At 47.2% G+C, this 25,089-nt stretch carries 24 protein-coding genes; 10 read left to right on the plus strand and 14 right to left on the minus strand.

The window, feature by feature from the left end; all coding sequences use genetic code 11:
• Position 1: 1 nt before the first annotated feature.
• From HPS54_RS10025 to HPS54_RS10055, 7 genes are all read right to left on the minus strand, one after another.
• On the minus strand, positions 2 to 547 hold the full coding sequence (locus HPS54_RS10025; protein WP_172345318.1) for a chromate transporter: 546 nt from the start codon (positions 545 to 547) through the stop codon (positions 2 to 4).
• Entirely contained in the window at positions 547 to 4,284 is a 3,738-nt protein-coding gene (gene purL / locus HPS54_RS10030; RefSeq protein WP_172345319.1) for a phosphoribosylformylglycinamidine synthase, read from the minus strand. Before purL ends, HPS54_RS10025 begins: the two co-directional genes overlap by 1 nt.
• Positions 4,285 to 4,430: 146 nt before the next feature.
• Complete coding sequence (locus tag HPS54_RS10035; RefSeq protein WP_172345320.1) at positions 4,431 to 5,579, minus strand: MFS transporter; 1,149 nt, start codon at positions 5,577 to 5,579, stop codon at positions 4,431 to 4,433.
• A 158-nt stretch (positions 5,580 to 5,737) separates the two neighbouring features.
• Positions 5,738 to 6,589: a hypothetical protein gene (locus tag HPS54_RS10040; RefSeq protein ID WP_172345321.1), complete on the minus strand. Its 852-nt coding sequence runs from the start codon at positions 6,587 to 6,589 to the stop codon at positions 5,738 to 5,740.
• A gap of 48 nt (positions 6,590 to 6,637) precedes the next feature.
• Positions 6,638 to 7,087 carry a DUF6108 family protein gene (locus HPS54_RS10045; RefSeq protein WP_172345322.1) on the minus strand — a complete coding sequence of 150 codons (450 nt, stop codon included), beginning with the start codon at positions 7,085 to 7,087 and terminating at the stop codon, positions 6,638 to 6,640.
• 11 nt (positions 7,088 to 7,098) lie between these two features.
• Positions 7,099 to 7,521 (minus strand): hypothetical protein, encoded by a 423-nt coding sequence (locus HPS54_RS10050; protein ID WP_172345323.1) that lies wholly within the window; start codon positions 7,519 to 7,521, stop codon positions 7,099 to 7,101.
• Between the two features lie 45 nt (positions 7,522 to 7,566).
• Complete coding sequence (locus tag HPS54_RS10055) at positions 7,567 to 8,076, minus strand: RNA polymerase sigma factor (protein ID WP_172345324.1); 510 nt, start codon at positions 8,074 to 8,076, stop codon at positions 7,567 to 7,569.
• A gap of 408 nt (positions 8,077 to 8,484) precedes the next feature.
• Between HPS54_RS10055 and HPS54_RS10060 the strand changes: the two genes are divergently transcribed.
• From HPS54_RS10060 to HPS54_RS10070, 3 genes are all read left to right on the plus strand, one after another.
• Positions 8,485 to 9,366, plus strand: a complete 882-nt coding sequence (locus HPS54_RS10060; protein ID WP_172345325.1) for a dihydropteroate synthase — start codon at positions 8,485 to 8,487, stop codon at positions 9,364 to 9,366.
• On the plus strand, positions 9,359 to 10,129 hold the full coding sequence (gene cdaA / locus HPS54_RS10065; RefSeq protein WP_172345326.1) for a diadenylate cyclase CdaA: 771 nt from the start codon (positions 9,359 to 9,361) through the stop codon (positions 10,127 to 10,129). Before HPS54_RS10060 ends, cdaA begins: the two co-directional genes overlap by 8 nt.
• Positions 10,130 to 10,447: 318 nt before the next feature.
• A complete protein-coding gene (locus HPS54_RS10070) occupies positions 10,448 to 10,702 on the plus strand; it encodes a GNAT family N-acetyltransferase (RefSeq protein WP_172345339.1) in 255 nt (84 codons plus the stop codon).
• Positions 10,703 to 10,723: 21 nt separating this feature from the next.
• Here HPS54_RS10070 and HPS54_RS10075 read toward each other — a convergent pair whose 3' ends face one another.
• The 5 genes from HPS54_RS10075 to efp all read right to left on the minus strand — a co-directional run bounded on the left by HPS54_RS10075 (position 10,724) and on the right by efp (position 14,751).
• Positions 10,724 to 11,488, minus strand: coding sequence for a UDP-2,3-diacylglucosamine diphosphatase (locus HPS54_RS10075; protein ID WP_172345327.1), 765 nt, complete (start codon positions 11,486 to 11,488; stop codon positions 10,724 to 10,726).
• A 55-nt stretch (positions 11,489 to 11,543) separates the two neighbouring features.
• Positions 11,544 to 11,864: a metal-sulfur cluster assembly factor gene (locus HPS54_RS10080; protein ID WP_172345328.1), complete on the minus strand. Its 321-nt coding sequence runs from the start codon at positions 11,862 to 11,864 to the stop codon at positions 11,544 to 11,546.
• A 304-nt stretch (positions 11,865 to 12,168) separates the two neighbouring features.
• Entirely contained in the window at positions 12,169 to 12,861 is a 693-nt protein-coding gene (radC, locus tag HPS54_RS10085) for a RadC family protein (protein ID WP_172345329.1), read from the minus strand.
• Positions 12,862 to 12,979: 118 nt separating this feature from the next.
• Positions 12,980 to 14,020 carry a glycosyltransferase family 2 protein gene (locus tag HPS54_RS10090; RefSeq protein ID WP_172345330.1) on the minus strand — a complete coding sequence of 347 codons (1,041 nt, stop codon included), beginning with the start codon at positions 14,018 to 14,020 and terminating at the stop codon, positions 12,980 to 12,982.
• Positions 14,021 to 14,184: 164 nt separating this feature from the next.
• Entirely contained in the window at positions 14,185 to 14,751 is a 567-nt protein-coding gene (efp, locus tag HPS54_RS10095; RefSeq protein WP_172345331.1) for an elongation factor P, read from the minus strand.
• A gap of 193 nt (positions 14,752 to 14,944) precedes the next feature.
• Between efp and rpmH the strand changes: the two genes are divergently transcribed.
• The 7 genes from rpmH (at position 14,945) to HPS54_RS10130 (ending at position 20,957) form a co-directional block, all read left to right on the plus strand.
• Positions 14,945 to 15,100: a 50S ribosomal protein L34 gene (gene rpmH / locus HPS54_RS10100; RefSeq protein WP_027450624.1), complete on the plus strand. Its 156-nt coding sequence runs from the start codon at positions 14,945 to 14,947 to the stop codon at positions 15,098 to 15,100.
• 104 nt (positions 15,101 to 15,204) lie between these two features.
• Positions 15,205 to 15,918 (plus strand): PASTA domain-containing protein, encoded by a 714-nt coding sequence (locus HPS54_RS10105; RefSeq protein ID WP_172345332.1) that lies wholly within the window; start codon positions 15,205 to 15,207, stop codon positions 15,916 to 15,918.
• Positions 15,919 to 15,969: 51 nt separating this feature from the next.
• Positions 15,970 to 17,046, plus strand: a complete 1,077-nt coding sequence (locus HPS54_RS10110; RefSeq protein WP_253951985.1) for an RluA family pseudouridine synthase — start codon at positions 15,970 to 15,972, stop codon at positions 17,044 to 17,046.
• Positions 17,043 to 18,059, plus strand: coding sequence for a D-alanine--D-alanine ligase (locus HPS54_RS10115; RefSeq protein ID WP_172345333.1), 1,017 nt, complete (start codon positions 17,043 to 17,045; stop codon positions 18,057 to 18,059). The genes HPS54_RS10110 and HPS54_RS10115 overlap by 4 nt, the downstream gene beginning before the upstream one ends.
• Positions 18,060 to 18,149: 90 nt before the next feature.
• Positions 18,150 to 19,331 carry a 1-acyl-sn-glycerol-3-phosphate acyltransferase gene (locus HPS54_RS10120; RefSeq protein ID WP_172345334.1) on the plus strand — a complete coding sequence of 394 codons (1,182 nt, stop codon included), beginning with the start codon at positions 18,150 to 18,152 and terminating at the stop codon, positions 19,329 to 19,331.
• The gene (locus HPS54_RS10125; protein WP_172345335.1) at positions 19,332 to 20,018 is read left to right on the plus strand and encodes a NigD1/NigD2 family lipoprotein; all 687 of its coding nucleotides are present in this window, start codon (positions 19,332 to 19,334) and stop codon (positions 20,016 to 20,018) included.
• A gap of 3 nt (positions 20,019 to 20,021) precedes the next feature.
• Positions 20,022 to 20,957, plus strand: coding sequence for a nucleoside recognition domain-containing protein (locus HPS54_RS10130; RefSeq protein ID WP_338142815.1), 936 nt, complete (start codon positions 20,022 to 20,024; stop codon positions 20,955 to 20,957).
• 218 nt (positions 20,958 to 21,175) lie between these two features.
• On the opposite strand, the gene HPS54_RS10135 is transcribed toward HPS54_RS10130, so the two are convergent.
• On the minus strand, positions 21,176 to 21,328 hold the full coding sequence (locus tag HPS54_RS10135) for a hypothetical protein (protein WP_172345337.1): 153 nt from the start codon (positions 21,326 to 21,328) through the stop codon (positions 21,176 to 21,178).
• A 59-nt stretch (positions 21,329 to 21,387) separates the two neighbouring features.
• Complete coding sequence (locus HPS54_RS10140; protein WP_172345338.1) at positions 21,388 to 23,643, minus strand: hypothetical protein; 2,256 nt, start codon at positions 23,641 to 23,643, stop codon at positions 21,388 to 21,390.
• Positions 23,644 to 25,089: the final 1,446 nt, after the last annotated feature.

The raw sequence follows: 25,089 nt of genomic DNA on the forward strand, positions 1-25,089 counted from the left end.
GTTATTCGATTGGTCTTATATACCGTCCGTATATATATCCTGCTGTTCCGGCAATCAGTATAATAAGTATGGGCGACACTCCGAGCGCCCAGATTGCCATGGCGCACGTTATCGGAATCCAGCAGTTGGTGAGTGTTATTCTTGCGCTTTTGGCAAGGTTGAATGTCGGCACCGCTATGAGAGCCACCACCGCGGGACGTATGCCGCGGAATATTGCCTCTACGATGCAGTTGTCCTTGAAGCTGTGGAAGAACATGGCGATGAGCAGTATGATGAGGAATGAGGGCAGCGCGGTGCCGAGGCACGTGCATACCGCCCCTTTTATTTTCCTCAGCTTGTATCCTATGAATATGCTGATGTTTATTGCAAACACTCCCGGACAGCTCTGCGCTATTGCCAGCACATCAAGAAACTCCTCCTCGTTCATCCATTTGTGCCTCTCCACTATTTCGCCTTGTATAATGGGAATCATGGCATATCCACCCCCGAGGGTGAACATGCCGATTCTGAAAAATGTCTTGAATGAAGTCCAGTATATGTTGTTCATCAGTTCTTTGTTCTTTCTTCAATCCACTTGCGTGCGTTGACGAATGCCTCGATCCATGGCGTAACCTCGTCGTTGCGACGGTCGAGCGGATACCATGCGTTCTGCCAAGGGAAGATAGCACGCTCCAAGTGGGGCATCATTGCCAAGTGTCTGCCGTCGGCAGAGCATATACCTGCCACGTTATAGTCAGACCCGTTGGGATTTCCGGGATATCCGGCGTGGTTGTATCTGGCTATGATGTTGTACTTGTCTTCACCTTCCGGAAGAGAGAACTTGCCTTCTCCGTGAGCCACCCAGATGCCTAACTTGCTTCCGCCAAGTGAGCCGAGCATCACGCTGTTGTTGCTTGGGATGTCCAGACTTACAAATCCGCTCTCGAACTTATGCGAGTCGTTGTGAAGCATGCGGGCACGTTTCGCGTGGTCGGGGTTGATGAGATTAAGCTCTACCATAAGCTGGCAGCCGTTGCATATGCCGAGACTCAGCGTGTCCTCGCGTGCATAGAACTTGTCGAGAGCTTCTTTCGCTTTCGGGTTGAAGAGGAAAGCGCCTGCCCAACCCTTTGCCGATCCGAGCACATCGGAGTTCGAGAAACCGCCACAGAACACAATCATGTTTATGTCGTCGAGCGTCTCACGACCGCTGATAAGGTCTGTCATCATCACGTCCTTCACGTCGAAGCCGGCGAGATACAGCGAGTATGCCATCTCACGGTCGCCGTTCGTACCCTTCTCGCGGATGATTGCCGCCTTGATGCCGGTGACGTTTCTGCGGTCGGCACTTATGCCATACTGTGCCAGTGTGCCGCTGAAGTCGCTGTTGAACTTCATCTCTATCGGCTGGTTCTTGTAGTTGGCATATCTCTTTTCGGCACATCCGTTCATGCTTTGCTTGCGGTCTAACAGGTAGGAAGTTCTGTACCACACATCGCGCAGGGCATCTATATCGAACTCATGGCTGAATTCTCCCTTGCTCACCATTATGGTGCGTGTGTCTGCAACAGGCTTTCCTATCATCGCATATGCCGTCCCGCTTTCGTCCATGATTGCCTTGAAGGCTTCGGCATTGCTGTCCGCAATCTGTACAATTACGCCCGGATTCTCTGCCAAGAGCAGCTTTGTCATGTCATCACATGCCATTCCGTCAAGGCTTATCTTCATGCCTCCGCACTTGTTTGCAAAGCACATTTCGAGCAGTGCCGTTATCATACCACCTGCGCTTATGTCGTGTCCGGCAAGCAACAAGCCCGTCTTTACCAGCTTCTGCACAGCCTCGAAAGCGTCTACAAAGTAGTTAGCGTCTTTCACAGTAGGCACGTCACTGCCCACCTTACCCAATGACTGGGCGAACGCGCTGCCGCCGAGACGCAGCTCATCAGATGAGAAGTCGATGTGATAGAACGACGAGTTATCATCGTTTACGGCAACAGGCGATACCACCTTGCGCACGTCTTCCACCTCTCCACCGGCACTTACGATAACCGTTCCCGGGCTTATTATCTTGTTGCCGTCTGGATATTGCTGTGTCATCGACAACGAGTCCTTACCCGTAGGTACGTTTACATGTATGTCGCAACAGAAGTCGCTCAATGCCTTTACGGCACTGTAGAGGCGTGCATCCTCGCCCTCCTGCGAGCGGCAGGGCCACATCCAGTTTGCCGACAGGCTTACGCTTCCCAGTCCGTCGGACAGCGGTGCCCATACGATATTGGTCAGAGCTTCGGCTACAGACAACACGCTGCCTGCCTCGGGCGATGCAAGTCCTGCCTGCGGTGCATGTCCTATGGACGTTGCTATGCCGGCTTTGCCGCGGTAGTCGAGTGCCACCACGCCGCAGTCGGACAGCGGCAACTGTATCTCTCCCTGGCATTGCTGGCGTGCAATCTTGCCCGTCACGCTTCGGTCAACCTTGTTCGTGAGCCAGTCCTTGCATGCTACCGCCTCCATGCCGAGCACGTCCGACACATATTTATCCAACTTGTCGGAGTGGCTGTAGTCCGCGTTTTCGTATTTGCGTTCAACCGTGTTGTCGCGCATGTAGGTTACAGGCGAGTGTCCGAACATCTGTGCCACATCGAGGTCGAACGGCTTCACGCCGTCGCCCTGCTCGAAAGAGAAGTGCGCGTCGCCCGTCGTTTCGCCCACAACATACAGCGGTGCACGCTCGCGCTCGGCAATCTTGCGCACCTGTTCTATGTGCTGTTCGTCGATGAGCAGTCCCATGCGCTCCTGACTTTCGTTTGCTATTATCTCCTTTGCACTTAGCGTTTTGTCGCCTATAGGCAGTTTTGTCATGTCTATTCGTCCGCCGCATTCTTCCACAAGCTCGCTCAGACAGTTCAGATGACCTGCCGAACCGTGATCGTGGATGGATACTACGGGGTTGTTGTCGTCCTCCGCCAAGGCGCGTACAAGGTTGTATGCACGTTTCTGCATCTCGGGGTTCGCACGCTGTACGGCGTTCAGTTCAATGCCGTTGGAGTAGCGTCCGGTGTCTACGGACGACACGCTTCCGCCGCCAAGACCTATGCGGTAGTTGTCTCCTCCGACGACAACTACCTTGTTGCCTTGCTGCGGCTCTTTCTTCAGACAGTCGCGTTTTGTGCCGTAGCCCACGCCTCCTGCCAACATTATAACCTTGTCGTAAGCGTATTTTTCATCACCTTCCTTGTGCTCGAATGTGAGCAGCGAGCCGCAGATGAGCGGCTGTCCGAACTTGTTTCCGAAGTCGCTGGCACCGTTGGAAGCCTTTATAAGAATTTGTTCCGGGGTCTGGTAGAGCCACTTGCGGGGCTTTAGAGGATAACGGGGGGCGGAGGACTCGGAGTTCTCGGAGGGCTCCGAGGTCTCAGAGAGCCTTGGATAAGATGTCATGTAAACGGCGGTTCCGGCTATGGGCCATGAGCCTACGCCTCCTCCCATACGGTCGCGTATCTCGCCGCCTGTTCCCGTTGCGGCGCCGTTGAATGGTTCCACTGTTGTGGGAAAGTTGTGTGTCTCTGCCTTGAGGGATATCACGCTCTCTATGTCCTTTATGCGGAAATAGTCTGATGTGGTCTGGTCGGCAGGCGAGAACTGTTCTATTACCGGTCCGGCAGAGAATGCCACATTGTCTTTGTAGGCACTCAATATCTTGTGCGGGTTCTCCTTTGTCGTTCTCTTAATCATGGCGAAGAGCGACGATTCCATTTCTTTTCCGTCTATAACGAACACCCCTCCGAATATCTTATGCCGGCAGTGTTCGGAGTTTATCTGTGCAAATCCGAATATTTCCGAGTCTGTCAGCGGTCGTCCCAGCTGCTTTTCTATGTTGTGCAGGTAGTCAATCTCCTCGGGAGACAGCGCCAGTCCTTCCTGTTCATTATACTCTTCGAGGTTCTCCACGTGCTTTATCGGCTCGGGCTGAAGGTTAACGTTGAAGATGTTCTGGTCCAGACCCTCGTACATTCGTTGCAACATAGGGTCGTGTTCAGCCTCGGCACTGCTTACCGGGAAGTATTCCTCTATACGCAAAATGCCGCTGAGATTCATGTTCTGTGTAATCTCTACGGCATTGGTACTCCATGGAGTAATCATTTCACGGCGCGGTCCGACAAAGAACCCGTCAAGTTTTTCTGTGTTCTCAAGCGTTGCATTGCCGAACAGCCAACTAAGTTCGTCGATTTCTTCCCTGCCCGGGCGATGATCGGTCTGTACCGCAATCACGCTCTGTGAGGGAGTTCTAAAAAAGAGAATCATAATCCGGTGTATATATTTAGAATATTATTTGTTGTCCTATACTGTGTGCAAAGATACATCAAAACGGGCGATTGGCAAAATAAAACATTGTTTTTGTGGGCGTTATAAGACCATTTAGGCAGATAGTCCTATCGTATCCGCCGGTCTTATTGCCGCTGTTCATATCTCTTGCAGAATATCATCAGCAGGCAGAAACCAGCGAATGCGAACGGCACGCCGGTAAGTGCCGCATAGTTGACGCTTAGTCCTGCGTCTATGGGCAGTCCTCCGCAGAAAGCCCCGAGGGCGTTTCCAAGGTTGAAAGCCATTTGTATGCTTGCCCCTCCCAGCATTTCGCCGCCGGGCGCATGCTTGAGTATCAGAAACTGTTGCGGCACGCTTGCACCGAAAAGACATGCCGTGCACACTACCATTAGGGTTGCCGACACCCAGCCGTATCCGGCAAAGAAAAATATGGAAAGCAGCACCACCGCCGCCAGTCCTTGCGTATATCCTGCCACGCGTCCCGGCGAATATCTGTCCGACAACCGTCCGCTGAGAATATTTCCTATCACCATTCCGCCTCCGGCAGCAATCATCAGCAATGGCAGCATGGCTTCTGTAAATCCGCCTTCATCGGTCAGTATCGGCGATATATAGCTATACCAGCAGAATATGCCGCCGTTTCCGAGCATCGTGGCGATGATTATCAGCCATGGCGCTCCGTTTTTCAGAAAACCGAACTGACGTTTATATCCGTGGTCAGGCAGAGCTTCGATGTCGGGAACCCACTTCCATATATAATAAAGTACGGCGATGCTGACGATTATGACGAATACAAACGGTACGCGCCATGATATTCCCGAGCTTAGAGCAGTGCCGAGAGGCACGCCCAAGAGGTTTGCCACGGTCATGCCTGCAACCATCACCGACATGGCACTGTTCTGATGTTTCTCGTCTGCCAGGCGCACGGCGGCTATCGATGCCACACCGAAGTAGGCTCCGTGAGGCAGTCCGGAGATAAATCGCGCGATGAGCAGTGTATAATAGTCGGGTGCAAGCGAAGACAAGACAGCTCCGCAAAGCATCACTCCCGCAAGTACAAGAAGTATGTTCTTCGGACCGTATTTGTGTACCACGGTGAGCAACGGAGCACCGAATGTCACACCTAAGGCATAGGCGGAAATCAGATGCCCCGCTTTTGTAATGCTCACACCGAGGCTCAACGCCACATCTGCCAATATGCCCATCATCACATACTCCGTGATGCCCAATGCCAGTGTACCGAAGGCAAGGGCTACAAGACTTTTCTTCATTGTTGCATGTTATCCTTTGTTTTCAGGCTGCAAAGGTAGCTTAAGACATCATGACGGCAAAGAACAAACAGCCCCGTCAATGTTAAAAAAACATCGGCGGGGCAATTATTTGATTTACGGCAAGTCTCTACTTGCTTGTATCCGGGTTTCTGTACGCATCATAGCGTGATACCCAAACCTACGGCAAACGGATATGCCTTGGTTCCGTCGTTGAGTTTGTACAGCGGTGTGAGAGCGGCACGGGCATACAGTTGCAAACAATCGTATCCTATATGGTACTCGAGGTTCATTCCCCAGTGATTGACGCGTTGTGTGTTTCTTACTGTCATAAATCCGTCGTCGACGTTGTATTTGTATTTATGGCTGAGATTTTCACGCCATTCCACAGATATGCCCAGACCTGTATAGAATATGTTCTTTTTACCCGTCTGGAAGTCTACAATAAGCGGAACGCGCACGCTTTGGTACCTCATGTAGTTCTTCTTGGTAGGATATTCGGCAAAATGTTCCACATTGTTGGCTTTCATGATATATCCGTTCTGCATGTGGTTGTATGCAAGAGACCATTGTACACCTCCGGTAATGCCGAACCGTCCGTCCTTGGTTAGAGTTCCGGTAAGCACAATTGGCGTTATTCCCACTTCCCATGAGCTGTTGTTACGCGTCTGAAGATTGCTGTGGCTGTTGTTTGCAAAACCTTCAGTCAGCCCGTTCATTCCGATGAAGAATGTAGGCAGTGTCGCCTTGAACTTACGGTTGCCTTTCTTGGGGATGAACGGCGAGCCTACATATATGCGTTCAACCTGCTGCCCGTCTACAAACGTGCTTTCGTAGGCCTTTGTCAGTTTGTTGTCCAATGTATCGTAAACCGAAACCTTTGTCTCGGCACTGTCCATGGCAATCACAATCTTGCGGTTGTTTACAATTAGCGTGGTGTCGTTTGCTTCTGCCGCTACATTGGTTGCTGCAAGAGCCATGACGATGAGGCTGAAAAATGTTTTGATTTTCATACTGATATATTTTCTTGTTTGTTTATATGCTTTTTTCCGTTTCCCTTTTCATTTTCTTTTCTTCGCATAACATATCTGCATTATGTCGTCGGGCGACAGCCTGCCCTCGATATATATCACCGCGCCGCTGCCGTATGCGCTCTTGCTGAAGAGGATATATCGGTTTGTGCCGTCGTCGAGAGCCGGCATCATGTAGTATCCGCTTGTGATTACGCCGTTGTCCACCACCTCGCGTATCTTCCGCGCTTTGCGCCTGTCTTCTTTCAGTATTGTCTCTATGTTGCTGCCTATGTGCTTGTATGTAAGGCTTTTATATACGCGCAGACTGTGACCGTGCAGGTTTGTGTTGTTCATTTCCACCATTTTGCACCCTTTCATGTGTCCGTATTTGCTGAAAATCCTGCCGATGCCGAGCCCGTCTTGCGCCGTTACCGATATTACGGCGGTAAATATCGAAAAGATGACCGCCGCAAGTCTTTTTGCCGTTTGCTTTTTCATGTGAGTAGTGTTTATTGTATTTGTCCCAAAGCTTCGAATGTCTCATCCTCTCCGATTGCCACCATCATAAGCGCCTTTTCCGCTTCCGATGTCACGATGCGACTGTCTGTACACACCTTTCCGTCGATGACGGCGTAATTGCCCGATGTGCCGTTGCGGTGCATCATTATCGGAATGGCAATAAGAATCACTGCCGACGCCACCGCCGCATATCTGATGTATATGCGTATGGCGCCTGTTCTTGTATTACGCAATGCGTTCTTGCGCTGCACGGTCTCATATCCGAAAAGCGCGCGCAGGGCTTTCCACTCGTCGGGAATGTCATTCCCTGAGTTTGTGAAATATCTGCGTAGTAACTTCTCCTCATTGTTGGATGTATCGCCGTCGAGATACTTCTCTATCAGATTTTCTATGTATTTCCTGTCCTTGTTCATACTGTCTGTCCTTTCTTGTGAAATATGTATGTGCCTTGCCTTGTGTCAGTCGCGGTTCATGGCGTTGTATGCCGTTATTCTCATGAATTCCTCTTTTATCCTCCTTCGTGCCCTCGACAGATTTTGTCGCAGGCTTTCGGGCGTGCAACCCGTAATCTTCATTATCTCCTCCTTGTCGTATCCGTCGATTTCCTTCATCCTCAATATCTGCGACTGAAGAGGCGGCAGACTGTCCATTATTCTTCTTATCACGTCTATTTCGTCCGCCGTCTCCACCGTGGTGTCTTCCTTGCCGTGGTCCTGCTGTACGTGTGTGACCGTCATCTCGTGCCGTGCATGTCTCCTGCCGTCATAGAATTTGTTGCGCAGTATGGTAAGTGCGAGAGCCTTGGGGCATGTATGTCTGTCAAGTTCGCCGTGCATGCTCCACAACTTCAGCATGACCTCCTGTACGAGATCTTCTGCCGTTTCGCTGTTGCCGGAGAGCCTTATGGCGGTTGCCATAAGTTCGTTTCTCATCGTTACTATATTGCGGTTGAATTGTTCTATATTCATATTTCGGTATGAACGGTGCGAAAACTGTGCTTTAACAGATGTCATGCCGTTTTGCGGTATATTGTTTTCCGTTCTTGTTGTATAAACGTTCGAGACACGATTTTGTGACATCATAATGCTGTTTTAATATGAAAATTTTATCTTCTTTGTAACCCGTTGGAAACCAGGATAATACCTTTTGGCTTCCAAAAGGGCACCTTTCAGGCTTTAAAAGACGGCATTTCGCAGTCTGAAAGGCGGCATATTGCATGACGGGAGATGATGTCTTGGCAATTTGCAGGTTTTATAGGGTTTATAGGACATATAGGTTCTATAGGACTTATAGACTTATAATATCATTATAAAAAACACCAAAACAGTGTGCCGTTAAGATAATAATGATTAAATTTGCGGAACATTTTATTGTTTATGAACAGACCTTTGGATTACACCATAAACGTATGCGGAAAGCTGATAGACCTGTCGCATCCTAAAGTTATGGGAATACTTAATGCCACTCCCGACTCGTTCTATGCCGGAAGCCGCAAACAGACGGAGGCGGAAATAGCCGACCGTGCAGACCGGATAGTGGAAGAGGGCGGCTCTATAATAGATGTCGGGGCATATTCAACGCGCCCCGGAGCGGCAGAGGTTACGGCGGAGGAAGAGATGACGCGTATGCGCATGGCTCTCACGGTGGTGCGCCGTTGTCAGCCCGATGTGCCGCTGTCTGTGGACACGTTCCGTCCGGAAGTGGCACGCATGGCGGTGGAGGAGTTTGGTGCAGGCATCGTCAACGACGTGTCGGGCGGAGATGTCAACGGAGCTTTCGGAGGTTCGGATAGTACTGAAAACGGCGGAGCCGGAACAAGGCAGGAGGGAGAAGCATATCCGCCGATGTTTCGCATGGCGGCACGGCTCGGCGTACCTTATATATTAATGTCATCACAACCGTCGCTGAGAAGCATGATGATGGGTTTTGCCAAAGACGTCAGACTGTTGCGCGAGCTTGGTGTCAAGGATATAATACTTGATCCGGGGTTCGGCTTCGGCAAGACCTTGCAGCAGAACTATGCCATTCTTGCCGGGCTGGAGCGTCTTCTCGAACTGGAACTGCCGTTGCTTGTCGGGGCATCGCGCAAGTCGATGATATTCCGTTTGCTCGGTTCCACGCCCGATGAATCGCTCAACGGAACAACAGTAATAAATACCATTGCGCTTGCCAAAGGGGCGTCGATACTCCGTGTACACGATGTAAGGGCTTGCGCGGAGGCAGTAAGAATAATGGAGGAAACGGCAGAAAATGTTTGAATTCGGAATAAAGGACATTGTCGATATAGTGGCAGTGGCGCTGATGCTGTACTATATTTACAGACTGATGAAGGAGTCGCGCTCGCTCAACGTGTTCATCGGCATAATGGTATTCATACCCACGTGGCTCTTTGTAAGTCAGATATTGGAGATGCGCCTGTTGGGAAGCATCATGGACAAGTTGGTGAGCGTGGGAACGATAGCGCTGATAATACTGTTCCAGGATGAGATACGCAAGTTTCTGTATACACTCGGAGCACATCAGCGGATGAGGGCTATAGTGAGACTGTTTTCATCGGAAGACAAGTCGGACAAGACAAGCAAGAAAAGCATAATGCCTATTGTCATGGCGTGTATGAGCATGGGCAAGTCGCGAACCGGCGCGTTGATAGTCATCGAGCGCCATTCTCCGCTCGACGACATTGTGGATACAGGCGAGGAGATAGACGCCAAGATAAACCAGCGTTTGATGGAAAATATCTTTTTCAAGAATTCGCCTTTGCACGACGGGGCTATGGTAATTTTAAAAAAGCGCATACGTGCTGCCGGTTGTATATTGCCTGTCAGCCATAGCATAGATATCCCGAAAGAGCTTGGTTTGCGTCATCGTGCCGCCATGGGAATGTCGCAACACAGCGATGCCATAACCGTTGTGGTGTCTGAAGAGACGGGGCGCATAGCCGTGGCGATAAACGGAAAATTCAGATTGAGGCTCTCGGCGGAGGAGTTGGAGAGTATCCTCACAAAGGAATTGGGTGTCTGAGATGTTTTGATGGGGCGTGTGAAAAGAAGATAAAGGGAGATAGAAGAAGATATAGGAAGATAAAAGACGTATGCCTTGTTGCTTGTTTCAAAGCTATTGTCCTTTATTTTCTGTGGCTTTAGCCACATAATTTCCCATAACTTCTCATAACTTCGTATGTTAAAACCTCGATGCAATCGTGCGATGTTTCACCTTTATTTGCAGCTTATAGATTTATTTATGTAAATATATTTGTCCGTTTAAGACATGATATCTAATTTAGCGCTACTGCCACGAAAGCGGCATAACGGTTTGATGAAATCTATAAACGAGGATGTTATGGAATATACAATAAATCATGATAAGGCGCGCAACATGTTTACAACAGTTGTCGACGGGCATACGGCATACGTGGAATACCGCTTGCAAAACGGAGTGTTGGACATCATACATACAATAGTGCCACGTCCAGTGGAAGGGCGTGGCATAGCGGCGGCACTTGTGAAAAGAGCATACGGATATGCTTCGGAACAGGGGCTTGAGCGTGCCGGCACGTGCCCTTATGCGGCAAAATGGCTTGAACGGCATCCGTAAATGCCGTGAAATAACGTTGTACTAAAGCTTCGTTTCGCCCTCTACATATTCCTCCATGAACAGATGTTCGCCGTCGAATACTGCGTAGGTGAACTGTGATATCCAGTCGCCGAGAATCATCATGCGTGTCTTTCGCGACAGCATGAGGTCGAGTTCGATGTGCCGGTGACCATATATGAAGAAGTCAATGTCTTTGTGTGTCTTCATATATTCCTTTGTATAGAGCACCAGTTCCTCTTTGTCCTCACCCATATACGGCGGCTCTTTCCCGTCTTTACGCTTCAGACGACTGTGCTTTGCCCATTCAAGTCCGAAGCCGATGCCCCACCGCGGGTGAAGCATACTGAACAGACGCTGGCACGTCTTGTTGTGGAACACGCTGCGGATGAACATGAATTTGCGGTTGCTGTCGCCCAGACCGTCGCCGTGGGCAAGGTAGAATATCTTCCCGTAAAGCTCTGTTGTGGTTGGCTTGGAGTGTATGTTGACACCGCATTCGTTTTCTAAATATCCGTACATCCATATATCGTGGTTGCCCGTAAAATAGTGCACTTCCACTCCCATGTCGGTGAGTTCGGACAGTTTGCCGAGAAAACGCGTGTAGCCTTTTGGTACGGCATGCTTGTATTCGTACCAAAAGTCGAACATATCGCCCAACATGTATATGGCGGAAGCCTTGTGCTTGATGTCGTCGAGGAAGCGTACCAGCCTTCGCTCTTGTGTCCTTCCATGTTCTATGGCGAGCGATCCCAAATGGGCGTCGGATATGAAATAGATGTTTTTCATCCTGTTTTGGTGTTTGTGAAATGTAGCCGGCGTGCTGCCGTTTCTATGTGTTGTACTATTCGAAACCAAGTTCCAGACGTGCCTCTTCGGACATCATGCTTTTGTCCCACTCCGGTTCAAAGACCAGATTTACCGTTGCCGATGTCACTTCGGGCAGTCCGTCTACCTTCTGGCGCACATCTTCCAGTATGAAGTCGGCTGCCGGACAGGTGGGTGCGGTGAACGTCATGTCCACCTCTACGGTGCTGTCTTCTTTCACCTCGATGCGGTATATCAGTCCGAGGTCGTAGATGTTCACCGGTATTTCGGGGTCATAGACTGTTTTAAGTACATCCACTATTTTTTCTTCAATACGTGTCTTCTCTGCTTGTTCCATATTCTTTAGATGCTTTTGTATTATGCAAAGATAATGCAAACCGAATGCAATGAAACTTGTTTCAAATTGCTGAGGTGCCGCTTATCTTATGCAAAGATAATGCAAGCTGAATGCAATGAAACTTGTTTAAGATTGCTGAGGCGTAGCTTATCTTATGCAAAGATACTCTAAAAAGGGTGTAATGCCAAAGAAGACATGCTTTTTGTGCCTGTATGACGCCAATATCCCGGCTTTTGAACCACAATGTCCTGTTGTCGGAGAGTTTATGAAGCCGCCTGTCGGTATATAGCCGGTAATGAAAGAACTACAGTCTTCCCTCTTCGCTGTAGCTGTAATACCGTCCGTCGGTGATGATGAGGTGGTCGAGAAAATGTATGCGCATGGTTTCGCAGGCTTGCGATATGTGTTTTGTAATCTTGTCGTCGTTTCCGCTCGGATGGCAGTTTCCGCTCGGGTGGTTGTGGCAAAGCACCACGGCAGTGGCGTTGTTAAGCAACGTCTGTTTCATTATTACGCGCACATCCACCGCCGTTTCCGTTATTCCACCGTGTGACAGACGTATGCTTTTTATTAGTTTGTAATTCTGGTTCAGCAACAGTATCCATGCTTCTTCGGTGTCAAGATCCTGCATGATGGGGTGTATATATTCGTATATGGCGTCGGCAGAGTTGAGATGTCTGCGCTCTTCCGCTTTTTCTATCTGCCTGCGCTTGCCCAGTTCGCATGCGGCGAGCACCGTTATTGCCTTTGCCGGTCCCAATCCTTTGTAGCGCCCTCCGGCTAGGTCGGGAATGCCCATTTTCCCTAATGTGTTGAGGTTGTTGTTGCAGTCGGCAAGCACACGTTTCATCAAGTCCACCGCACTCTCGTCTCTCGAACCGGAGCCAATGAGTATGGCGAGCAGTTCGGCATTCGACAGCGCCTGTGCCCCGAGCCGCTCCAGTTTCTCGCGCGGGCGATCCGCCTCGTCCCATTCGTTGATGCTCAGTTTCTTCATTTGCGGTGTAGTATGGTATTATATAATATTAAAGTATAGGTTCGGGATATTCACATATGTCTTCTATCTCCCTCTATATTCCCTTATCTTCTTCTATCTCCTTTTGCCAACCGGCAGATTATTTATAGAAAGTCTTGTCGAAAGCGTGGAACTCGTTCTGTCCGAGAACGCAGCGTTTCCACCATGCGCTGATAAATCCGCAGCCGTAACCCATGAGTTGCACGAAAGCGGCACCAATGCTCATGATGCCTATGCGCATGCTTTTGTTTGCACGTGACGAGTCGATGAAGATTAGAAGGGAATAGGCGATGAGGGGCAGCCACGGTGCGGCACAGAGCCAGTACCATTTGTCTATGTCGTCGTATTCCATGAGAATACGCCCTACTGCCGAAGTAAGTATGAGGGCAATAGCCCCAACGGTAAAGACCATTGGCAACAGATGGACGAGCTTAAGAGAGTCGGGATATTTTTTGTAGAGGTTTATGCGCGCTATGCCGCTGTTGTAAACTTGGCGGAAGAACTTGCGGAAGTCTGTGCGACGCTTGTGCCATACCCATGCGTCGGGGAACAGACGGCATTTGTATCCTGCCTTGAATATACGTATGGAAAAGTCTATGTCTTCACCAAAACGCATCTCGGAAAAACCGTTCAATGCCTTGTAAACATCGCGCTTGATGCCCATGTTGAATGAGCGCGGATAGAACTTGTCGAGCTTTTTCTTCTTTCCCCCGCGTATTCCGCCAGTTGTGAAGAAGCTCGTCATCGAGTAGCTTATTGCCTTCTGTGTGTCGGTGAATGACAGATGTGCACTGTCGGAACCGCCGAAAGCATCGGCATCCTCATTTTCCAGTTCTCTGTTTACAGCATTGAAATATTCCGGTGGCAGTACAACGTCCGAGTCGAGAATGATAAGATACTCGCCTTTTGCACGTTCGGCACCGTAGTTGCGGCTCTTTCCCGGTCCGCTGTTGTCCTTGGAAAAATAGTGTATATCCAGCGCCCCGGTATATCCTTTGCATATATCCTTGCATGTGAGGGTGCTGCCGTCTTCAACGATGACAACTTCAAAATCCTTGAAAGTCTGTGTCGTGAGGCTTTCCAACAGTTCGTCCACTTCATCCGGACGGTTGTATACGGGAACGATAACGGAATATTTCATAGTGTGTTTAGGGTTGTATGTGGGGGCTTTTGGCTTTGCCGCATTCGGCGTTGCGGTGCCATAAAGAAAAAGGATTGTCGTGAAAAAAGCAAAAAGGTAAGAAACCTTTGGCATAGTTCCGCATGCTGTCGCGGATGTTTCCGGTTCCTTACCTTATATATTTATTATTCTTTTACACGGTTCAGATAGCTGCCGTCACGTGTGTCAACCTGTATTAGGTCGCCCTCGTTGATAAACAGCGGCACGCGTACTTCCACACCGGTCTCGAGAGTTGCGGGCTTTGTGGCATTGGTTGCAGTGTCGCCTTTGACACCCGGCTCACTGTGTGTTATGCGCAGGTTGGTCTTGACGGGCATCTCTGCATAGAGGATAGTGTTTGTGTCGGCATCGCTGACAACCTCTACAATATCGCTTTCTTTCATGAAGTCGGCTCCGGTAATAAGGTCTTTGGCGATAGGAATCTGGTCGAATGTTTCCTGATTCATGAATATATAGTCTGCGCCATCCATGTAGAGATACTGGTACGGGCGGCGTTCAACACGTACATCCTCGAGAGCTTCGCCGATGTTGAAACGCTTTTCAAGTACGCGTCCGCTGACAACGTCCTTCAATGTCGTACGCATGATGGTGTTGCCTTTACCCGGTTTAACGTGGAGGAAGTCAATACAGAAGTACAACTTGCCATCCATGCGGATGCAAGTTCCTTTCTTGATGTCTTGTGATTTAATCATAATGAATTTACTTTATTTATTAAAATTACTTGCCTTAAGTAAGTGATTTACAGGCTGCAAAGTTACTATAATTTTGCAAAAAAACATAAAACAATCCACTAAAAACGCTTAATTCTTGGTTATTTAAAAAGAAATATGTAATTTTGCAGCCCAAAGTGTGAAAACAAATAATAATAAAATAAAATAAACAACAATGAAAAGAACATTTCAGCCGCACAACAGAAGAAGAGTGAACAAGCACGGCTTCCGTGAAAGAATGGCAACAAAGAACGGGCGTCGTGTACTTGCGTCGCGTCGTGCAAAGGGTCGCAAGAAGCTGACTGTTTCTGATGAGAACCACGGTAAGTAATCGTTTCTTCTGAAGAAATTCACAAGGAAAACAGAAAGAAGTAAAGTAATGCTTTGCTTCTTTCTGTTTTTTATGTATCTTTGCAGGAAAACAAACGTTGAGAAATGAAGACCGGCGATTTCTTTAAAAAGTGTCTGAGCATGCGTGTTTGGGGCAATATGGCAGCCATGGCGTTGGTTGTCGTGCTGCTGGTTGTCGGTGTGAAATTGGGCATAGACAAATATACCAGGCACGGAGAAGAAATCGTTATTCCGGATGTAAGGCGCAAAACGTTTGCAGATGCGGAAAATATATTGTTGGAAAAGGGACTGGATGTGGTGATTTCGGATACGGGATATGTACGCTCATTGTCGCCCGACTGTATACTCGAACAGAGTCCTGAGCCGGGAAAGGCGGTGAAGTCGGGACGTGTGATATACCTTATTATAAATTCGGCACATTCGCCCATGCTTACCTTGCCGGATATAATAGATAACAATTCTTATCGCGAGGCAAGGGCGAAACTCATAGCCATGGGCTTTAAGGTAGGTTCGCCGCAGTATGTGAGAGGAGAAAAAGACTGGGTATACGGGGTGAAGTGTAAGGGACGGAACATCAGTAACGGTGATAAGGTCTCTGTAGAAGACATTCTTGTTATACAGGTCGGTGACGGCATGCGCGATATGAACGATTCTTTGATATATACCGACAGTGACTTTTTTTATGGTGACTCTCTGACACATCGTGAGCGTGGAGTACACATGGAAGGTATATACGAAGATGACGGATCCGGCTCGGGAGAAGGTGACGACTTTGAGGTTGTGGACGGACCGGAGTGACCGATGCTCTCTGTATGATGTGTGCTATTATTCGGATTGCGGCTTTTTGATATGAATGAAACAATGAGCGAGGGATATATAGATAAGGTGGAGGACGACGGTGAACAGTCGTTGTACGAACATTTCCGCCTGATTGTGGATAAGGGGCAGGAACCTCTTAGAATAGACAAATTCCTGCTGGACAAACTGCATGACACAAGCCGTAACCGTATACAGCGTGCTGCGGATGCCGGATTTATATATATCAACGGTAATCCCGTGAAGAGCAATTATAAAGTGAAGCCTCTTGAAGAGGTCGTCATGATGCTTGACAGACCGTTCTATGAAAACACGATAGAAGCAGAAGATATTCCGTTGAAGGTTGTTTATGAGGACAACGAACTGATGGTGGTGGACAAGCCTGCCGGGCTTGTCGTTCATCCCGGATGCGGCAACTATCATGGAACGCTGGTGAATGCCATTGCATGGCATCTGAGAAACAATCCGGAATATGATCCCAACGACCCTGAGGTGGGGGGGCTTGTGCACAGGATTGACAAGGATACAAGCGGACTGCTGGTGGTGGCGAAGACGCCTGAGGCAAAGTCAAAGTTGGGCTGTCAGTTTTTCAACAAGACAACACGTCGCAGCTATAATGCACTTGTGTGGGGTAACTTTGTCGAGGACGAAGGGCGGATTGAAGGCAATATAGGGCGCGACCCCAAAGACAGGCTGCGCATGGCTGTGTTTCCGCCGGAGTCGGGTATAGGCAAGTCCGCCGTAACCCATTATCGGGTGATAGAGCGTTTCGGCTATGTTACGTGGGTGGAGTGTATACTTGAGACGGGAAGAACGCATCAGATACGTGCCCACATGAGGCATATCGGGCATCCGCTGTTCTGTGACGAACGTTATGGTGGCGACGAGATAATACGCGGAAACCGAAGCGGCAGCTACAAACAGTATATCCGGAACTGTTTTAAGATTTGTCCGCGCCAGGCACTTCATGCGAGAACACTTGGCTTTATACATCCGTCTACCGGCAGACAAATGGATTTTGAAACACCGTTGCCCGAAGATCTGGCTATGTTGGTGGACAAGTGGAGGAGATATATTAAAGGAAACGATTTAAATAATGATACTATATGAAAAATCTTAAAAGAACAATAGCCATCGTATGTGGCGGCGACTCTTCTGAACACGGTGTGTCTTTGCGCTCTGCTCAAGGGCTTTATACGTTTTTTGACAAAGATCGCTACAATGTTTATATTGTAGAAATGACAGGGCACGACTGGCATGTGAACCTGCATGACGGCACCACGGCAAAAATTGACCGCAACGATTTTTCGTTTATGGAGAACGGCACGCTTGTGCAGTTTGACTATGCTTATATCACGATACATGGTACGCCGGGAGAGAACGGCATATTGCAGGGATATTTTGAGCTTATACATCTGCCTTATTCTACAAGCGACGTGCTCGTAGAGGCCATGACTTTCAACAAGTTTGTGCTCAACCAGTATCTTCGCGGATATGGGGTGAGCGTTGCAGACAGCTTGCTTATAAGAAAAGGATATGAGGAGATTGTAAGCGATGATGAGATAGAAGAACGTATCGGTATGCCGTGTTTTGTGAAGCCTGCAGCCGACGGCAGCAGTTTTGGAGTTTCCAAGGTCAAGAATAAAGACCAGCTTGCACCGGCTATACGTAAGGCGATGCTTGAGAGCGAAGACGTAATGGTGGAAAGCTATATGGACGGAACGGAGATTTCGGTGGGCTGTTACCGCTCCGCAGACAATATTGTTGTGCTGCCCGCAACAGAAGTTGTTACGAGCAATGAGTTCTTTGACTATGATGCGAAGTACAACGGACAGGTGAAGGAAATTACACCGGCAAGGCTCAGTGAGGAAACCACACGGCGTGTAAACGAGATAACAAAGAGCATATATGAGATACTTCATTGTAACGGAATAATACGTATCGATTATATCATAACCCGTGGCAAGGGAAGCAACGGCGAGATTGTTGACAAGGTCAATATGATGGAGATAAACACAACTCCCGGTATGACAGCCACCAGCTTTATTCCCCAGCAGGTAAAGGCTGCCGGACTTGATATGTCGGAAGTGCTGACGGATATAGTGGAGAACAGTTTTAAGTAAGAAACATACGGACTGCTTATAAGTTAATGGGCTTGTCTCCGGTAGCGGAGCGCTTGTTTTATAAGCGGTTTTTTATTATGACAGATGATTATGGAGCATAATTCTTGTAACGCAGGTTGCGATTTGAGCAAGTTTGACGGAATACGCCCGTTTAATCCGGAAGAATTGCCCGCTGTATATGAACGGCTTTTGGAAGATACGCAGTTCAGACAGGTCATTGCCTATATCTTGCCGGGGGCACCGTTGGAGGCTGTAAGGCAGAAGATGATGGCGTGTCGGACAAATCTGGATTTCCAGTTTGCTTTTTGCTATGATTTCCTTAACGGTCTTTTGAAAAAGACTTCTGCAGGCATTGACATGGACCGTGCGGCAATAGACAAGAAGAAGCGTTACACATTTGTGAGTAATCATAGGGACATTGTCCTTGACTCGGCTTTTCTTGACAAACTGCTTATTGATGCGGGATTTGATACGACCTGTGAGATAGCAATAGGCGACAACCTGCTCTCTCTGCCGTGGGTGAAAGATCTGGTGCGTGTCAACAAGTCGTTTATAGTGCGTCGGGGGCTGTCGCCGAGAGAGACGTTGGCGGCGAGCAGAACTCTTTCGGAGTATATGCACTTTGTCATAAATGAAAAGAACGATAATATATGGATTGCCCAGCGTGAAGGTAGAGCGAAGGACTCAAACGACCGTACGCAGCCTGCAATATTGAAGATGATGGCAATGGGAGGGCAGGGGAGTGTCGTCGAGAGACTTGCCGGACTGCACATCGTTCCGTTGTCTATTTCATACGAATATGACCCCTGCGATTTCCTTAAAGCTGCCGAGTTTCAGCTGAAACGCGATGTCGAAGGTTGGAAAAAGTCCGCTCATGACGACGTAGTCAGCATGCAGACCGGTATAATGGGATATAAAGGGCGTATACATTATCACTGTTCGCCGTGTATAGATGACTATTTGTATGGTGAAGCAGCCGGTCTTCCGAAGACAGATGTGTTTGATGCCGTGGCGGCACATATAGACAAAGAGATACATCGCAACTATTGTCTGTTCCCTATAAACTATGTTGCGCTTGACATGCTTGGCGGTACTGCGCTTCATAACGATAAATACACATTGGAGGATAAGGCTGTATTTGAACAATATTTTGCAGGGCAAATGGCGAAGATAGACATTCCTAATAAGGATGAATCTTTTCTTTATGAACGTATGTTGAAGATGTATGCCAATCCTGCTGTCAATTATCTTTCGGCAATAGAGCGGGCGTAAATGAAAAGATTGCTGTTATTGTTTTCGTTGATAGTGCTGTTGGCTGCGTGTGAGAACGATGCCTATGATGCCGGTGACGGTGCACTTTCATACATGCGCGCGGATTTTGTAGAGGCAAGAACCGATGCTTCCGCGCGTTTTGTAAGTATTGTCACCGATGATGATGAACATCTGGTCGTGTTGCCGTCGTTTGCATGTAAATGGGCGGAGAGACCCGATACAGTCTATCGTGCATTGTTTTATTATAATAAGGTTGAGGCATTAGACGGTTCCGTGTGTGCGCAACCTATTGCTGCGTCGCCTGTGTTGACGCCGAAGATACGTAATTCGGCTGATGTTGAAGAAGCGCCTGTCGCTGATCCTGTGACACTTGTCAGTGCATGGCGTAGTAGAAACGGCAAGTATATCAATATGGAATTGTCAATAAAGACAGGTAATCCCGATGATGAAAACATCAAGCATGTGCTGGGCCTGCTGTATGAAGGCGCAGACGAAAAAGACACCGGCGGCAGGCGTATAAATCTTATTCTGACTCACAATCGCATGGGACTGCCAGAGTATTATTCTGTTACGGCGTTTGTGAGCATACCGGTAAATGACATTCCCGGAGGACTTTCCGGTGGTGATGAAATATCTGTCAGAGTGAATACTTATGGCGGTATGGTGACAAAAACATTTTCTTTCTGAAAAATGAATGACTTCTTTCGTAATTTGCTTTTATCTGTAAAGAGAGCGTTCCCTTCAACGGTCAAGACTTCTTTTTGGCTTCTTAAGATTATGATACCTGTGTCGCTGTGTGTCAGTCTGTTGCAGTTCTATGGTGTGATAGAAGTCATGGCAAGGTGTATCGACCCTGTATTCCGTTATGTCGGTTTGCCCGGCAGTTCGGCAATAGCATTTCTTACAGGAGCGTTTGTTACGGGTTATGCCGGTATGGCTGTGATGTTGTCTATGGTTCTTACGTTGCGCCAGGCAACGATAATATCGCTGATGATATGTCTGTGTCATGCTTTGCCTATGGAAAGTGCCGTGGCAAGGAAGACCGGTTCCTCTTTTATACGTATGAGTCTCATACGTATAGTTATGGCATTTGTCTGTGCTTTTTATCTCAATGCCGTGCTTCCGGAAAATACAGAGCCGTTTGGTCTTGCTGTGCATAGTATTCAGAACGTCACAGTGTGGAAGATGCTTGGCGGTTGGATATTGTCATCATTGAAATTGTCTGTAATGATTTTCTTGATAATATTCGGACTGATGATTGTTCAGAGGCTCATGGAATTGTACAATCTCATACCCCGTCTGTCGCGTCCGTTACGTCCGTTGATGAGGCTTTTCGGACTTCCGGAAGATTCGTCGTACATGTGGCTTGTCGGCAATGTGCTTGGAATATCCTACGGATGTGCAGTTATGACAGATCTAGAAGAACGGGGCGTGATAACAAAGGAGGAGGCAAACGATGTAAATTATCATCTTATAATGAACCATTCGCTTATTGAGGATACTTGTGTATTTGCTGCTGTTGGCATCAGTGCTTTCTGGATTGTGTCCACGAGAGTGCTTTTTGCCCTTGTTGTTGTGTGGGGACGTAAGGGTATGAGAAGCCTTGTTTCTGCCGTGGCGAGATGATTTTTCGCATTCCGCGACACTTGTGACGCTTATGACACTTGTCTATATAAAAGGCTTGAGAATATAAAATACATGTAAATCATCGCACTCATGTTGATATGACAGTGAATATTAATTCGTCGAATTAATATTAGGCAAACCGGGCAAAATAAAGCCCGGTCATATAATCACGACCGGGCTTTCATTATCCCAAAATCAAACTTTTTACGTCTGGTACCTTAATCATCCCATATACTGTAACTTGCTTCATCCCAATCGAGCACGTCTTCCTTGGACATCGCACCTTCGTTTTCGTCTCCTAAATCAGGATCTTGAGACGTTTCTTGTGAGCTGACAATTATCTCGCTCTCCATTAAGTCATACGTTCTCATATCAATGATTTCTATCTTGGGGCTGATATATTTCTTCATGTCTAAACCTCTCCTTTCTTTTATTTGATTACAACTTTTCTATCGTTAAATACATATATACCTTTTGCTGTGGGGCGACCGGCGGTCTTTATACCCTGCAGCGTGTAATAACTGTTGTTCTCCACTTGAGACTCCGTTTCTGCATCAATACCGTTTATGTCGGTAGTCTCGCTGCCGTCGAACACAAGTCTGAATGCCTTGGCAGTTGTGCTTCCGTCAAGAAAATCCTTGTCGAGAGTTATATATGCGGAGTTTATTGAGCACTTGCCTGCACCCGGAACGAAGAAACCTATTGTAACGTACGGGTCTGAAGTGTTGAGTCTCTTGTATCCGAATATGAAGTTGCTTCTGTTATCCTCTGTCGTAACGGGAATTTCCGTACGGCTAATCTGTCCGTTAAGAAGGTTGTCGCCGTTTGCTTTGTTCTGTTTTTGGTTAGGCTCCTTATAGTATTCCATTGTCACTGCCTGCGTGCGTTCTCCGTCTCCTCTGTCCTTTCTCGCCAAGATAACAGGCATCTCTGCCGGGAGAACACGCTCGTCACCAAGATCATAAGATTTCATCGTCACTGTTCTTTCCGCCTTGTTGGCATTGCCTATGGTGAACACGTCGATGCCTTCCGGCACTATTACGGCATGATAATCGCAGAAAGCTCTGAACGTTGTGTATCCGCCAATCTTTTCGGCATCGGCATTCGGACAATAAAAATTGTATTTGCGGTCGCGGATGACGTAGTAGATCTTTGTAAGGTCGGGGTCGTTTGGAGACTGGCGTATGTACAGACGGATAAAGTATTCGCCGGTTGGAAGATTGAACGTGCAGGCGTTGACATTTTCCTCGTTATACTCGGCATTGCTCTGGTTTGCAGCCGTGCGGAGGAAGTTTACATATTGCGTATCCTTGTTCCCATAGCTGTCTTTGGGATTGATGTTGTAATTATTGCTTTCCTTTTTCTCTTCTGTTGTTCCTGACAGGTCTACTGGCACCACGATGTCTTCTTCAAAGAATGTGTTCTTGAAGTTCTTGTTATATACGAAAGCGAATTGTTTGCCTGCCGTAAGCGGCACCGGCGTCTCCTCGTTGCCGTCTGTTCCAATATACTTGTAGCACGATTCGTCAGCATCATAAACCAACTTGTAGGCATGCTTGGTCTGCTTGTCGGGATTTGCAGACGACCAACCTTCTGCATCACTGTCATCGCTGTTGCCCACGGCGGGTCCCATAATGTAGAGGCTGTGGTTGAATGCGATGCGGTAAGTAGATGTCGTGGCATTCATGGAGAATGTGTATGACTCTATGTCGTCGGACACCACGGGGTTCAAAGCCTGGTTGGAACGAGCCATACCTTTGGTAAACAAACCTCCGTGAAGCGCCGTTGCGTCAACGCCGTTGTATGCATCACCGTCATGGCTGTAAGCCCATTGCTCTTCCGGACGTATTGCCGCATCCCAACTTGCTGTCATGTTGCCTTTATTAAAATTATCTATACCTGTCTTGCTGAATACGGCAAGATAAAGCTGACCCCATCCGTTCTTCGGTCTTGTTACAGTGGCACGATAGACGATGCTGTCTGCATTTTCAGTTTCCGTCGTATATGCAAAACCGTTTTTGAACCAGTACTTTTTCATAAACTGGCGGTGCTGTGAATTTGTAGGGTCTATATCTTCGGTAGCTTTCGCATTCGTAAGATTACCTACCAGATAATATCCTCCCTCATCCAATTCTCCTCCGAAATATTCTTTGTTGATGATAATCTCCAACTTGTTTTCTGTATTGAGAAGCCATGTGTAAGACATTCCGGTGCTCTTTTTCAATTTAAATTTATGCTCAGATGCCGCTGTAGTCTTGCTTTTTCCGTATGCTTCATACTTGGTGTTCTTGCCGGCATATTTTTCGTCTGTCGGTTCCTTTGTTCCCAATTCATAATTGTCATTGTTGTCCCCGTGTGGTCTGTAGCTTACACTCTTGTCTCCGTTTTCTATCCAATAGTGTATATAGCCATCCGCGTCTGTTTGTAAAAGGAAGTCCTGTATGTTAAACGAAAAGAGATTTCCCAGCACATCGCCTCCGTTACGAACCCGAGACGGTGACATCTTGAACCTCGCAGGCTCTCCGTTCTCTCCCATCTCAGATATGCAGAAGTAATAAGTATTGGCAGGATCAGACGGAATTGCGGTGAGTTCTCCTTCTCCGTATGCCACTTTGTTTGTCGCATTGACAGTGACAGATACCGCCAACAGCAACATGACCGATAAAAAAATGAATAGTTTTTTCATATTGTTTTTAGTTAATAGTATTTTTGTGAAAAGATGTGTCGGTATTGACATAAAGATTTTTACACCGATACAAACATGTCGATGTATATACTTATAAAAATTAAAAAAACAACCGGAATTATTTAGCAAGCACAAATTACCCCCCCACGATAAAAATGTCGGAGATGTTGATATTCAACGTGTTAGTGTTTGCCGATTTGCTTTTCATTATTTTCTTAATAAGGGCTTACACTTGCAAAAGTATGTTGTTTTCTCTTTTTAGAATGTATTATGTCGGAAAATGTAAACGTTTCTAAATGCAAACGTTTGCACTTTCCTTGCCCTCCACATAACATATAATAAGTCTCTCTTTCCTTTTTCTTTTTCCCCGTTTCGCCTGTATAGTGCTGCGTATTCCTCCTTTCCTTCCTCGCCCCCTCCCTTATAATATATCCTCTCGTGTCCGTCTGTCCGTTGTCTCTAATTCGTTAAATTACGTTATGCAGTTTTACTCCGACAAGTGTAATCTGCGTGCTGTTTTCGGTTGCCAATGACAGATATGACAGATGTTTTTATAACTTCCGTAAAATAAATTAAAAATAGAGGGGCGGCACCCTTTCTTCATTTTTTAATTTTTTTCAAGTAAACCGTGAAAACATCTGTCATATCTGTCATTTTCACGACAAAACGATGTTGTGTCAGGATAAAAAAGTCATCGTTGCAAAGAGTTTCGATTATAAATTTTCACCGACAAAGCTGCGATTATAAATTTTCACCGACAAAGCTGCGATTATAAATTATGAATTATCATAACCCATAGCTTTATGCCTCATAACCCATAGCTTTATGCAGCGTAACCCATAGCTTTGTCACGAACATTTTAAAGTGACTGACTTTACCTGATTTTACTTTACACTTTTCTTATTATTTTCCTAATATACTTCACTCTCATTTCAGTTCTTTACCAACTGCCTTTACAATAGATGAAAAGTGCTCCTGAAACGCTTTACAAAGACGTTATCGGGTACAAATCTACACACAATGATTCTGACAACTTTCACTTTACACCATTCTTGTTGTTTTCCTTATTTATTTCACTCCCCCTAAAATATTTTACCGATTCTTTTACAAATCAGCGCGTGAGTTCGGAATAATAACTTGCGCCTTCAACCATGTTCACCTCGGCGTACAGACAAAAACAAGACATTTTGTAGAACGAAGTAAAAACTATGCCCCTGCATTGGGACAATATGTTCTGATATACATATTTTCCCGACTCGTATATTATATAATAATGTGTCCCCGTTTGCGCACACTTGACATTTATCAATTCTTCGGATAAAATCGTATATTTTGTGAAAAAAGTTTTATAAAAGCTTGCAAGTAATGTAAAAACTCAGTACTTTTGCATCCGCTTTTGAGGCTTACGCCTTTTGGAGCGAATAGAGAAAGAGTTCTTTGAAAGAG

Origin of the sequence: Xylanibacter caecicola (assembly GCF_013166515.1) — a bacterium.
Lineage (GTDB): Bacteria > Bacteroidota > Bacteroidia > Bacteroidales > Bacteroidaceae > Prevotella > Prevotella caecicola.